Consider the following 13,736-nt stretch of genomic DNA (forward strand, 5'->3'; position numbering starts at 1 on the left):
TGTCATAATCATCCCAAAATACTAGCTTTATGCAGCTCTTGCCACCGAAAAGCTAGTACTTTTTCCAGACATAAAATTGCTCAAACAAATATCAGTCAATACTTTCAGATTTAATCAGCAAACCCTACTTAGTTTACCTCTTGAATAAAAAATACTCATCATTTTCTGTTTTTTCCGAGGGTGATATTTGCCATAATTTTTGGCATTCTTCAATGATTTTTTTAGAGCAATTTCTATGTTTTCTAATATTTTTGTATTCTCTAATATTTTTGTATTCTCTAATATATTGATATTGCCACTTAAATATGAATTTCAGATGAAATCAGTTGGCTAAAATATAGAACAAGGTATAGCAATTCTCAGTACTGGTGATGTACAAAATTCTAAGCTTTAGGCAAGAGGGAAAGGGAAGAAAGATAAAAGCTGCGGAATGCTGCGCAAACAGCTATTAGCTGTCAGCAGCTAGCCTCCTGGATCAGAACTGCGGACTTCAGCAACAATACTCTCTTCTTAAGGGCAGTATTTAAATTAAAATAGAGCTTTAAGGGCAAGGGAGACAACTTTTGTAGTAATATCATGTCCGGATAATCAGTGATAAAAAACCTTTTCCCTTCTAACCTTTTCTTTCCTCTCTTGGTGCGCATTCCCTTGCGTCTGACGCGCCCCGCGGGGTCGCACCGCTTCTGCCTCCTGCCTCCAGCTCCCGCTGCCTTACCTCCTCCAAAGTGTAAGTATTCAACCGGACATGATATAAGACAATTAATAAAGCTTTGATTCTAAACTAAAAGCAATAGCTGTTAACGCAGTTCCTCCGGAGGAGGCTAGCTGATAGCTGATAGCTTACAATTAATAAACCATAATCATATTAGGGTTAGATATGAATAATACTAATAATCCTGCTATTTCTTTTCATCATGTAAATAAGATTTATCCTAATAAAACTATTGCTTTGCAAGACATAAGTTTTACCATTAATAATGGTAAATTTGTAACTTTTGTTGGTCCCTCTGGCTGTGGAAAAAGTACAGTATTGCGATTAATATCACAATTAAGTGAAGTTAGTTCAGGAAAAATTGAATCAAATATAAACCAGAATAAAAATGAATTAGCCTTTGTATTTCAAGAACCAGCTTTAATGCCTTGGTCGAACGTTATTGATAACGTACATTTACCTCTAAAATTAACAGGAAAATCTCTCAGAGAATCTCGAACAATATTACAAGAAGCAATTAACTTAGTAGGATTAGATGGCTTTGAAAGTTCTTATCCACGACAATTATCAGGTGGTATGAAGATGCGAGTTTCTATTGCAAGAGCATTAGTAACTAAGCCAAGAATTGTTTTGATGGATGAACCTTTTGGAGCTTTAGATGAAATGACTCGCAGTAAACTTAATAGCGATCTATTAAGGATATGGCAAGAACGAAATTGGACTGTAGTTTTTGTCACTCACAATATTTATGAAGCGGTGTATTTATCTCAACGAGTAATTGTTCTGGCTGCCCGCCCTGGTAGGGTATTAGCAGATGTTAAAATAGATGTGGATTATCCTCGTAATGAAGATTTCCGAATGTCGCAATTATGTAATGAATATTGTCGGGAAATTTATAATTATTTGGAAATGGCAGTATCAGATTATTAAGGTCAAATTTTAGAGGGGCTAACAAATAAATTTTGGCCCCATTATCCTAGTTATTTTACAGATATCTTAAAATATATTCCCCATTCCTAAAATTGTTAAAAAAATATTAAAAAATCATTAAATTTCTACAAAGAAACTAAAAGTAAGAAAAGCATCTATAACGCATACCTCAAAGAAAAGAAATCAAAAAAGCCAAAAAACTATGATACTCGGCTCAAGAAAAGCCGAATCAAATTTGTACTGATTATTTATTAATTACTCAACAAGAAAACCAAAGCAAATATGACTAAAACCCTACTTGTCCCCATCCATGTTGATGCCCTATGTCTAGACAGCGATCGACCTGCTCTCACAACAATGGCTGATTATAGACTATTACCCTATAAGTATCAAGATGATACCCATGGTTCGGGACAAGATAATCTCAGTGAACAGTTACTAGCCCCTTTATTTAACCAAAATTTTATACTGAAAGCAGGAATCCATATCCATTGGTCTTTACCAGATGCCCTAACCAATGGACAACATGATGAAACAGGAACTACTTTTCCTCGTGTACCCAACCGTTGGTTAATTTTACGCCAAGGAGGTGATAAAGGAGAAAAGCAATGGATGATTGAAAGTGACTATCTCTATCCAGAACTTGAACCAGGTGATCGTAGTTCACCACCTGATGCCATTAATATTCTCATGGAACCGCCAGATTTGACCAATATTAATCCTGAAGACCCTAGCACTTACCAATACCAGCGTTATCGCTATATGGGACGTAGTTGGGAATTGGGAGAATGGGAGTCAGAAGGAGGAACTAAGGAATATGCTCCTGCATTGACTGCTATTGGGAATAAAGCAACCATCCCCATATTTGATGAAGTTAAAGCTACCTTTGCCGCATTTTATCCCAATTGCCACAGCGTTTTCGGGTTGGTGGATTCTGAATATACCACTAATACTCCTCCCTCTGGATTGCAATATGACATAATTGGTTATTACAGTGATGAACAACAGGATTTTTTGAAATTATTTCTGGCAGAAAATGATGATAAAACTAATGCAGAATTACTGGAATTATTGCAAGAGGAGTTTAATTGGACTTTAGATTTAGAGCAACTAGAGCAAGGTTTTCCTGAAAGAACGCTGTATCATTCTAGAGTTACTTTTAGTGGTTCAGGTAATTCGGGAACAGATGGAGTGAACAGTTTATCCAATCCAACCATTGCTGTAGCTGATTCTGCTCCCGAAGCTCTTGCTGCTTATTTGCCTCACTCCTTCAACTCTCAGAACAATCCTGACGGCAAGACAATTCGCAAAGAAGTTGAAGACAAGATAGAAGCCTTGCAACTATTAGAAAAGTTGCAGTCACGCAAACTTGATGTTATATCATGTCCGGATAATTAGTTATAAAAAAACTTTCTCCTTCAACTCCAGTTCTTCTTCTTTCTTCCCTCTTTCCTCCTGACTCCTGACTCCTGAGGACTGACTCCTCCGTAGTTATTTATTTATCACTGTTCAACCGGACATGATATTACTCCTAAATTTTTAGAAGGGCAACATCAACTAGGGTTTAGTACTCAAAACGATGGCTATCTGTGGACTCTTCTCCCTGAAGTTTCTCCAGAAAGGAAATTGATTGCCAAGAAACCAGGTCAACAGAGAATACCAACACAACTGGCTCAAGCACTCAATGAACTCAATAGTCTCCAAGAGCAATATCATCAGGCTTGGCTAGACATAGAATCTATGCGTAGGCAGTTGTATAGCCAGTGGTATTACTTTATGAAGAATATTGATGAAGATGGTGGAAATTTCTACAACACTATCAATAGAACCAGTCTGATCCCCTTACGAACAGCGATCGCCCAAGTAGGAGAATTAGAGTTTAGCAAAAATGGAGATGGAAGTGCCACAGTAACGTCAAAGGCTTTGCCTTTTGGTATTCTATCTCAGTTAAATGATGCCTATTCTAAAAAATTTTTCAGTTCTTATGTTAGTACTATTCAAGAAGCTGCCGATGGTAGATATGATGACTGGGATGATATAAAGGTTGAATTTGCCAACTGTGGAGTAACATTATCTGAACGCCCTCCTGTTACAACTATTGTTGAAGGTGAAGCTTGGCAAATAGAAGATTCAGGTCAAATTTATGACGTTAAAGTAGAAGGGGGTATTTTTAACATTTATATTCCTCCCACTGACTCTCAAATAGCTGTTCAAGTCACCAATGCTATTCATAATTTAAGTGAAGCGATCGCCACTAACAACAGCCAAAAACTAACTACTAAATATAACCTCAGACCATTTGTCAGTCAAAATTACTGGCGTGCCAACGAACCAGCAATTTTATTAACGGGAGATGCAGCCAAAGCCCCTCTTCGCTTTGGACAAGATGGACGGTTAAATGAGAATGATTACTTAGAATGTCAGCCTTTAGATTTTGATGTTGAGACAATTATCGATAATTTAAAGCAACTCCAAGGGCAAATTGATAACCTCCAACCTGAAGGAAATCGAGAATCAATTAACTTTATCACTTGGAATGAACAACCCTGGAATCCTTTTGCTTTCCATTGGTCAGTTTTCTTTTATCCTTGTCGTGATGCCGTAAGCGGAGAAGTCCAAGATTATCACCCCAATCAAATTCTCGATAACTATAGTTTAGAACCCAATGCCATAGACTTACAGCTTAAGGCAGGAAAGGAAAGCAGTTTTATTGAAAGTGGCAATACTTATAGCGGTTTTAGTCTTTTAAGTCCTTCTGTGGGTAGTGACTTGAAGGAACGAATCATCTATTATCTGAACGAAGAACTACTTCCTAACTACTATTTTGGTAATAGCATTCCTGAAGCAGATAAAACTTCAGATTACTTGACTGACCATTTTCAGGAGATTAGGGATTGGTATTATGCAGAAACAGGTATAGGAGATAAGCCTGAAGAAGAGCAAGTTCAAGACCCTATCTTCGTAGCCTTATGGGCATACGAGGAAATGGAAGACCTACAATGTATGGCTCAGTGTATAGGTGGTGTAAATGATACTCTCCTGCTAGCTCAACCAACCCTACAACTAGAAGTGGACGATCCTCTGACTAACGATCCAGTAGCAAAAATCTTCCATGAACAAGTACGTTGGACTTTGGGTAATAGTTTACAATACAAATTCCTTACTGGAGATATTTTCAATCCCATCCGTAGTGGGGCGATGTCTATTGGCAGGCTGTGGTTAGTTGATAGTTTTGGACAACACAAAGAAGTAGTAGAAGCAAATTCTGTAACTACTGAGGTTGTCACTACTTACCGCATGGAGCCTTCTGATACTGGTGCTAATAACAAATTTTTATTATCGCCTCGTTTGGCTCAACCTGCTCGTCTCAATTTCCACTGGTTAGCGGCAGATGCTCTCAATGAAGTCGAAATGACTAAAGCACCAGCGAGAACGCCTGTTTGTGGTTGGATTCTTCCTAATAATCTTGATAGTAACCTAGCAATTTATGACCATCAAGGTTTGAGTTTAGGATCTATTGATGTGGATGGCAAGTGGCGTGATGCTCCCGAGGTAACTATCGAGCGGGATAACAATGAGCGTCCTCTGCTGTCAAATTATCATTTACGCAAGCTGGTTCACTATCTTTTAGAACAAAGGGAGGAATTTCAACAACAGTTTCTTTCTACTTTGGATAATTCCTTAGCTACTATCGATCCGGAAAGCTTTGCCGAACATACGACTTTAGCTTTGTTGGTAGGGCGACCTATTGCTGTGGTGAGGGCCACTTTTAGTTTAGAAGTTAAAGGTTTACCCGCGATCGATCCTACAGTTAAAATTGAAAGTACAGAACAAGCACCAGCTAATTATGGGTTTACAGAGGTTAAAATTCCGATCCGTTTAGGAGACTATCAACAACTCAATGATGGTTTAGTGGGATATTGGCGAGAAAAACCTGTAGGTAATGAGGGAGATTATGAATATGAGGGCAATATGTTTTATGCACCCCAAAGTCGTCTTGTCAATCATCCCCTGATTCAAACTGAAAAAGAAGGGTTAGTATATTTTGAGCAAACAGTAGATGCACCTCCTCAAGGGGTGACAATGTTAATTGATCCGAGGGGGGTAGTTCATGCTACTTCTGGAGTTTTACCTAATCAGGAATTACGTTTACCTGGGGAAAATTATAATCATGCTTTACAAAAGATGGAGGTAAATTTCTTATCTACTCCTGTTTTGTCCGATCGGAGGGATAAGACTATTGCTAATAACGATCGACTAGGCATCTTTAATCAAATTGCTATTCCTTTACCTGAGGAACCTGGTAGTACTTGGTCTTGGTTGACTTTACAGGAGGAAAAATGGTCAGAGAAAGAAAAGATTAAACCAGTTAATTTCAAGGCCACTTTTTATCGATCGCAGGAGGCTTCTGAAGGTTGGTTACAATTGAGTCAAATTTATGACCAAGAAGATTCTTAACTCTTGTGAGATAGCCCTTGTGGATAGCTCTTGTGTGATAGCTCTTGTGTGATAGCTCTTGTGTGATAGCTCTTGTGTGATAGCTCTTGTGGGATAGCTCTTGTGGGATAGCCCTCTGGGCTGTCCATTCCTATAGATAACAATTGAAGTCTAAGAATCTTGTTAACTCTTGTGAATTAGCTTTTGTCAATTAGCTTTTGTCAGTTAACTCTTGTGAATTAGCTTTTGTCAATTAGCTTTTGTGAGATAGTCCCTATTTGAGATCAAAACACAGACAATCACAGACAATCATAGACACAGGCTGGAAGCCTGTGCCACAAGCCACAAGCAACAAACAATAGATAGACAAACAAGCACAAACACAGATATAATCACAGACACACACACACACAGACACACACACAGGCTGGAAGCCTATGCCACAAGAAGAACTCAAGATTACACAAAGAGATTTACCTCACTGGGAATTTAATGGAGCTGTATATTTCATTACTTTCAAAACCAGGAACAGACTTGAATTGACTCCGGCAGCTAGACAAATTGTTTTAGATGCTTGTCTATTCTTTCATGGAAAGCGATATGATATTTTTGTTTTAGTTGTTATGCCAGATCATGTTCATATGTTAATACATCCTCTAGTTAAAGAGGAATCACAGGAGGAATATTGGTCTGTTAGTAGTATTATGCACAGCATCAAAAGCTACAGTGCCAAACAAATTTTGAAAATTATGACCAATATTGGTAAAGTTTGGCAGTCAGAAAGATACGATCGCATTGTCAGAAATGACTTAGAATTAACAAATGTGTGGGAATATATTCGCCAAAATCCTGTTAAAGCAGGATTGTCAGATTCCCCAGAAGATTATCCCTTTTTTTGGCAAGATACAGAGTTACAAATTTGAGAGGGATTATAGTAATTACATTAATTACAGACAATTCTTGTGGCACAGGCTGGAAGCCTGTGATTGCCTGTGATTGCCTGTGATTGCCTGTGATTGCCTGTGCCACAAGACAAAGTTAACAAGTTAACTAATTAATAAACAATTTCTTTGGAGTTTAAAAAATGAGCATTTCTGATATTACTAATCCTGATGATGTTACTGTCGAGGTAGTGGCAGGTCTTACAACAATGGAAGACTTTATTAACTTAATCATTGACGCATTTGGCATCTCAGAAGATGATGTAAATTTAACTGCTATTGATATATTTACTCTTACAGAAGCTACTGTAGAAATCGACCAACAGAAAGGTAATTATGACTTTACTGTAGGAGTTACCATAGATATTAATCAAGATGATGAGGGAAATGCCACTAAAGAATTAAGTGGTAGCCTCAAGATCGACATGAAATACACAGGTATTGATAAATACACTGGCGAATATGGTGGTTCTTTATCTATTCCTCTTTCAGATGGTACTAATCTCATCTTTGATTTATATTATCAAACCAAAAATGAACCATCGGGGGATGATGTTAAATTAGTTGTTGGACAACTAAATATTCAAGAAGAACAAGATATAGGCAATGTTAATTTAGCCAATTTAGTTGGGGAAATTTGTCCGGGTTTAGAATCATTATTTCCTGAAGAACTTGTAGACGCATTTAATCTTCAAGAAAATGTCCTGTTGGGAATTTATAGCACCATAAATAATCAGGGAATTCTCAGGAAGAAAATGCTGTTTAGCATTGGTTTTAATGCCAATATTCAGTTCAGTCGAATTCCTTTAGTTGGAGACTTCTTACCCCAAGAAATGTACTCCAGCCAGTTTGCTTTTGAATTTTTAGTGTCATTGCAAAAATACACTCAAAAAGAACTAAGAATTCTCAATGGCTTGCTAGAAGAACTCAATACCCCATTAAAAATCAAACCTCCTTCTACCACTATTAATGAATTGGATAGGGGAGCAAGTATTATTGCTTATTTTGATATTCTGGGTTACATAAAAGCATGGTTATTAAACTTAAAACGTACTAAAAGTAGTGGTAGTGGCAGTACAGGTGGCGGTAGTAGTGGTAGTGGTAGTGGTACAGGAGGTCGCAGTGCCAATATAACAGTGCAAACTGAAAAATCCTCTAACAAACTTGATAGAGGCTCAAGTATTATTGCTTACTTTAATATTTTTAAGATTTGGGGTTGCATAAAAGCATGGTTATTAAACTTAAAACGTAATATCAGTCAAGGTAGCGGTAGTACTGATAGTGACAGCGGTACAGCTAGTAAAAGTGCAAACATAACAGCACAAACGGAAAAATCCTCACTTGTTACTTCTTCCACAACTACCACACCTACCTCCAGTGATGACAATCTCATTACCCTAGCTGATAATGGTGTCTGGTTAGAAATTCAGAAGTCCTTTGGGCCAATTCGCTTTGAAAAAGTGGGCTTGGTTTACAAAAAAGGACAAATGCACCTCACCCCTCAATTTATCATTCAAGATTCTTCCTTGTTGCTTTCTCTCAATGCTCTTTCTATTAGTTCTCCTTTAACTGACTTTAATCCTGAGTTTAATCTTGATGGCTTTGGTTTACAGGTAATTTGTCGGGGGTTAGAAATTTCAGGAGCATTCCTGGCTAAGGAAGGCAGCGACTACGATGAATATTTAGGCACGGCTACGGTAGGATTTACCAAGGGTAAAGGGGGTAAATCTGCCTTATCTCTCTCTGCTATTGGCGGTTATGCTAATTATACTGATAGTGGAGAATTTGCTCTGTTCATCTACTTGGCAGGTGATTTTCCTCTTGGTGGACCTCCTTTCTTCTTTGTTACTGGTCTTTCTGGAGGATTAGGCTACAACTATGATTTAATTGTGCCTCCTCTAGAAGACTTGGATGAATTTCCTTTTGTGTATCAAGCAATGGAGGGACCTGATCCCATAGACCCCAGTAACACCGAGGCGATCGTTACCGAACAATTAGAGCTTTTAGACAAATATATACCACCTCTCAAAGGAACTGGTTGGGGTGCTGTGGGTCTTGACTTTACCTGTTTCAAAATTATTGATTGCTTTGGTTTAGTGACTTTTGCTATTAGTCAGAGTGATTTTGAACTGTGTTTAATTGGTATTGGACTTTTACAACTTCCTACCACTCTTGGTCGCTTTGAGCCTATTGCTCAAGCGGAAGTAGCTCTAGAAGCACGTTTTGCTCCTATGGATGGAGTGTTGATGGTTCGCGGACAACTCACTCCCAATTCTTATATCTTTAGTCGCAATTGCGTTTTAACAGGGGGTTTTGCTTATGGTTTATGGTTCTCCGGAGAGCGTGCTGGTGATTTTATCTTTAGCCAAGGAGGCTATCATCCCCGATTTCAACGTCCTCCTCACTATCCTGATGTGCCACACATTGGCATGACTTGGCAAATTGATCATCATGCTTTTACTACTGCCCAAATTTATTATAGTCTCTGTGGTCATGGTATAATGGCAGGAGGGTTATTTGCTATTGCCTATAAAGCTGGTTCTGTGTGGGCTAGTTTTGATGCGGGGGCTGATTTTTTACTCGGTTGGGCACCTTATCATTATGATATTGACCTCCATACTCATGTTTGTGCAGGAATTGGCACTGTTAGTGTTGGTTTAGGGATCGGCATTCATTTTTGGGGTCCTGATTTTGGTTGTAAGTTTAAGATCAGAATTCTAGTAGTTCCTATTACTATCAAAATTGGCGATCAAAGTTCTATTTATCCCCTTCCTATTTCTTGGAAAGAATTTGAGGAGACATTTTTGCCAGAACCGGAAAATGTTTGCAGTATTACTAATATTAATGGTTTGCTCAAACAAATTGTGGTAGGGGAAGGAGCAAATGAAAAAGAGGTTTGGGTAATTAATCCGAAATCTTTTGAAATGTCAACAGATAGCTTAGTTCCTTCAAAACAGGTTTGGGCAGGGGATGATCCCAAAGATTTTGGTACTAATACCGCATTCGGGATTAACTCTATGGGTATTACCAAAGATGGGTTAAAGACTACTCATAAAGTCACTATTGTTAAAGACCTAGCAGGGGATAATCAGGAAAATGTGGAATACAAATTTACATTTGAAGCCATTCCTAAACTAGCCTCAACAGCTACTTGGGGAATACCCCGTATGTCCGGCGGTCATGTAAAACCTCCAGAAGTTAATGCAGCTCAATTCATTGAGAATGTTTTCTATGGTTTCCGTATTACGCCAGCAGAGCCTCCTAAACCGGGTAAAACCCATGAGATAGGGGTCGAACATTTACTGTATGATACTGTATTGATTGACGATCGCTATATTTGGGAAAATGTAGAGCCATTTGTGCCTAATTCTGCTTATAATACGGATGAAGAAAAACTGCAACGTATTGAGCAAACTTTAGCCAATAATTCTCAAAGGGATAGTATTTTGCAATCTTTAGGATATGATTTAACTGAAGTGGATATAGAGGACAGTGAGGCGATCGCTGATGGTTTTGTTTTTGCGCCTCTGGTTACATAAAAGTCCATCAAAAACTATTCATTGTGAAATAGCCCCGTGGAACAGGCTTCTAGCCTGTTCAAAAAAACACAGCATGGAAGCCTGTTCCACTTGAGGAAACTTGAGCAAATAATTGTCAAAGCCATAGTATTTTGCAATCTTGAGGATCTGATTTGAGTGAAGTGGATATAGAGGATAGTGAAGCGATCGCTGATGGTTTTGTTTTTGCCCCGTGGAACAGGCTAGAAGCCTGTTCAAAGAAACACCTGTTCAAAGAAACACAGGCTGGAAGCCACAATCACAATCACAATCACATCAAGATATGAGAATGAAACAAAAACTATTCCCTTAAAAAAATACAAAAAACACAAAAAAACACAAAAAAACACAAAAAAACACAAAAAAAACACAAAAAAAACACAGGCTAGAAGCCTGTGCCACATAAGGTTAAACAAGTATAATTGTTTTCAATAGGAGCAAACTCCAATGGCAGAAGAAGAAGAAAAAGAAATGCCTTTTCGGTTTCGTTGGTGCTATGAAGATGAGGAAGAAGGGGAAATATGTCAGGTTTTACTCTTGGATCAATCTGACACTGTTCCACCTCTTCATCTTGATATTGCCAATGACCTTGAAGGGAAAAAAATCTCTGTTGATCCCCTTGATGGCATAACTGCAGCTAGCTCAAGCAATTATCACTTTAAATTGGCTTTTAATCCTGGTATCTTAGTTGAGCCACAAAGTATTAGCCTTGAAAGTGATAATTGGTCAATTAGTTACGAGGGTGATGCTAATGCCGATAGTCTTTATCTACTCTGGACAGGTAATGAACCTATTGTCCTCAAACATGATGAGGCTACAGAAATTATTTTAACTGGCCTAGCTGCTCAGACATTAGATACTTCCCAAAATTCACCGGCAACCCCTTTAAAAAGGTTGTTAAATTTTAATTTCTGGAGAAGTCTCTTCACAAATCAAACATTAGATATCTCCGATAATTCACTGGCAACCCCGGTAAAAAGGTTGTTAAATTTTAATTTCTGGAGAGGTCTATTTACAGATGTCACAACTCCATCGCTAGCAAGCACAAAGGCAGCAGACACAGCGACGACTGATGTCACCATCAGTTGGCAGTTGGAAGAAGGAATTATCGATATTAAAAATATTATCGATACAACTAGGAGACTCCCTGGACAAGATGACGAATATGAAAAATCTACTACATTAACACTAGACATGGTACAAGCAACTGGAAAATCTAATATCCCCCTCTTTGTTGGTTTTGTGAACTGTAATCAGGTTCTCAATACTAACAATGAATTGAGTAATTTGCAACTGCGGATTACTAATACTAATTTGCCTGAGGATGCAAATCCTGATGTTGAATTCCAATATGATCGTGATATTACTCTTTCCTCTCAATTAATCATTATGTTAGATGTGGGAACTGAGACCGATACTCCTTGGGCATTAGGAAAAATAGATGAAGTTAATAGTATTAGTATAAATATTGAAGGGGGTCAATGGAAACAGAACGGTACTGTGAAAGAAGTCAAATTAGGAGATACTGTCAAAGCATTACAGTGGAGTTTTATCCCTAATAATGTTGATGTGATTTTATCTGCCCAAGAAACAATATTAATTAATTTAAGCAACATTGTTACGAATCACCCCACAGGCCAAGCTAACCTCTACTTATACTATAAAAGGGTTAAAGATTACAAGGATGGGAAGTTTACCTGTCAAATTGAGAAGGGTCCTTTGACTTTATCTGATAAGGAAGTGACTGTTGACAGTGAAACTTTAATTAGACGGGAAGTGCGTATTGGCAATAGAGCTGTAATTAAGAATGCTGGTCCTTTGATATTCCGTTCTGATGTAGATGATACTGGCGATCTATCATCAGTTAAATTTTTCGTAAGAGATGAAAAGATTGCCTCAATGAACTTAGATGCAGACAGGGATCTTCATGTAACAGATACATTAACTGCGTACAGAATTATTTGAGCCTAAAGATTTAGAGGTGGTGTTAGGGAAATTTCCACTGCCATCATTGAGATACACCCTGTTGGCACCATCACGATTAGCGAATACAGCATCTAAATAACCATCCCCATCTACATCTCCTAAACTCACTCCCCTGCTATTGTTTGAACCTAAAGATTGAGGGGTGTCGGGGAAATTCCCACTGCCATTACCGAGATACACTTGGTTGGCTTGACCAAAATCATTAGCAAAGACAGCATCTAAATAACCATCTGAGTCTAAATCTCCCAAACTCACCCCAATGCTATTGAAATTGCCGAAAGAGTTAGTGGTGATGTTTCTGAATTTAGCAGAACCTGTTGCTACTTCAGTCCGGTATTGGAACACATAAGGTTTAGCTGCTAGCCCTTCATTACTTGCTAAGCCATCAGTAACGGTTACTTCTACTAATTCACCGGGCTTAAAGTCAGCTTGAGGATTTATGGTAACATTGGAACCACTTGCTGTTACTACGGTGTCATTACTTGGGGAAGTCTGACTGGTATGTAAAACTACATTTTCCTTGGTAGCTGTAGTAGTGTTTAAAGTACGGTCAAAGGTAAGGGTAATATCGCTATTAACGGCACTATCGTTACTGTTGGGTTTCGGATTAGTTGCTTGTAATTCACTTGTTGGTTCTTGTAATTCACCTCTTCGTTCATTGAGATACACGCTGTTGCTTCCGTTATTAGCGAAGACAGCATCTAAATCCCCATCTGAGTCCACATCTCCTAAACTCACTCCCCTGCTATAGTCTGAGCCTAAAGATTGAAAGGCGTCGGTGAACTTCCCATTGCCATCATTGAGATACACCCTGTTGTCTCCATTATAATTAGAAAAGACAGCATCTAAATCACCGTCCCCATCCACATCTCCTAAACTCACTCCATCGCTATTGTTTAAGTCTAAAGATTGAAGGGTGTCGGTGAACTTCCCATTGCCATCATTGAGATACACGGTGTTGTCATCAGCGAAATTAGCAAAGACAGCATCTAAATCACCGTCCCCATCCACATCTCCTAAACTCACTTCATGGCTAGTGTTTGAGCCTAAAGATTGCTCGCTGTCGATGAAATTACAATTGCCCTGATTGAAATACACTCGGTTGGGTTCATCACTATTAGCAAAGACAGCATCTAAATCACCGTCCCCATCTACATCTCCTAAACTCACTCC

At 38.4% G+C, this 13,736-nt stretch carries 7 protein-coding genes; 6 read left to right on the forward strand and 1 reads right to left on the reverse strand.

Annotation, left to right across the window (positions count from 1 at the left end):
* Positions 1–877 precede the first annotated feature (877 nt).
* From F6K54_RS27190 to F6K54_RS27215, 6 genes are all read left to right on the forward strand, one after another.
* Positions 878–1,642: an ABC transporter ATP-binding protein gene (locus F6K54_RS27190; RefSeq protein ID WP_293084566.1), complete on the forward strand. Its 765-nt coding sequence runs from the start codon at positions 878–880 to the stop codon at positions 1,640–1,642.
* A gap of 282 nt (positions 1,643–1,924) precedes the next feature.
* Positions 1,925–3,040, forward strand: coding sequence for a hypothetical protein (locus F6K54_RS27195; RefSeq protein WP_293084568.1), 1,116 nt, complete (start codon positions 1,925–1,927; stop codon positions 3,038–3,040).
* 228 nt (positions 3,041–3,268) lie between these two features.
* A complete protein-coding gene (locus F6K54_RS27200; RefSeq protein ID WP_293084571.1) occupies positions 3,269–6,100 on the forward strand; it encodes a hypothetical protein in 2,832 nt (943 codons plus the stop codon).
* Positions 6,101–6,516: 416 nt separating this feature from the next.
* The gene (locus F6K54_RS27205) at positions 6,517–7,002 is read left to right on the forward strand and encodes a transposase (RefSeq protein WP_293084573.1); all 486 of its coding nucleotides are present in this window, start codon (positions 6,517–6,519) and stop codon (positions 7,000–7,002) included.
* A gap of 161 nt (positions 7,003–7,163) precedes the next feature.
* On the forward strand, positions 7,164–10,559 hold the full coding sequence (locus F6K54_RS27210; RefSeq protein WP_293084576.1) for a DUF6603 domain-containing protein: 3,396 nt from the start codon (positions 7,164–7,166) through the stop codon (positions 10,557–10,559).
* A 465-nt stretch (positions 10,560–11,024) separates the two neighbouring features.
* Entirely contained in the window at positions 11,025–12,542 is a 1,518-nt protein-coding gene (locus F6K54_RS27215) for a hypothetical protein (protein ID WP_293084578.1), read from the forward strand.
* On the opposite strand, the gene F6K54_RS27220 is transcribed toward F6K54_RS27215, so the two are convergent.
* The coding region (locus F6K54_RS27220) for an FG-GAP-like repeat-containing protein (protein ID WP_293084581.1) at positions 12,519–13,736 on the reverse strand (1,218 nt) is incomplete at its 5' end. The two genes, F6K54_RS27215 and F6K54_RS27220, sit on opposite strands and share 24 nt — an antisense overlap.

It is taken from the genome of Okeania sp. SIO3B5 (assembly GCF_010692555.1).
Lineage (GTDB): Bacteria > Cyanobacteriota > Cyanobacteriia > Cyanobacteriales > Microcoleaceae > Okeania.

Excerpts from the sequence above, each read along its gene's own strand:
- F6K54_RS27190 (WP_293084566.1), top strand. The coding sequence starts at position 878 with ATGAATAATACTAATAATCCTGCTATTTCTTTTCATCATGTAAATAAG.
- F6K54_RS27195 (WP_293084568.1), top strand. The coding sequence starts at position 1,925 with ATGACTAAAACCCTACTTGTCCCCATCCATGTTGATGCCCTATGTCTA.
- F6K54_RS27205 (WP_293084573.1), top strand. The coding sequence starts at position 6,517 with ATGCCACAAGAAGAACTCAAGATTACACAAAGAGATTTACCTCACTGG.
- F6K54_RS27210 (WP_293084576.1), top strand. The coding sequence starts at position 7,164 with ATGAGCATTTCTGATATTACTAATCCTGATGATGTTACTGTCGAGGTA.
- F6K54_RS27215 (WP_293084578.1), top strand. The coding sequence starts at position 11,025 with ATGGCAGAAGAAGAAGAAAAAGAAATGCCTTTTCGGTTTCGTTGGTGC.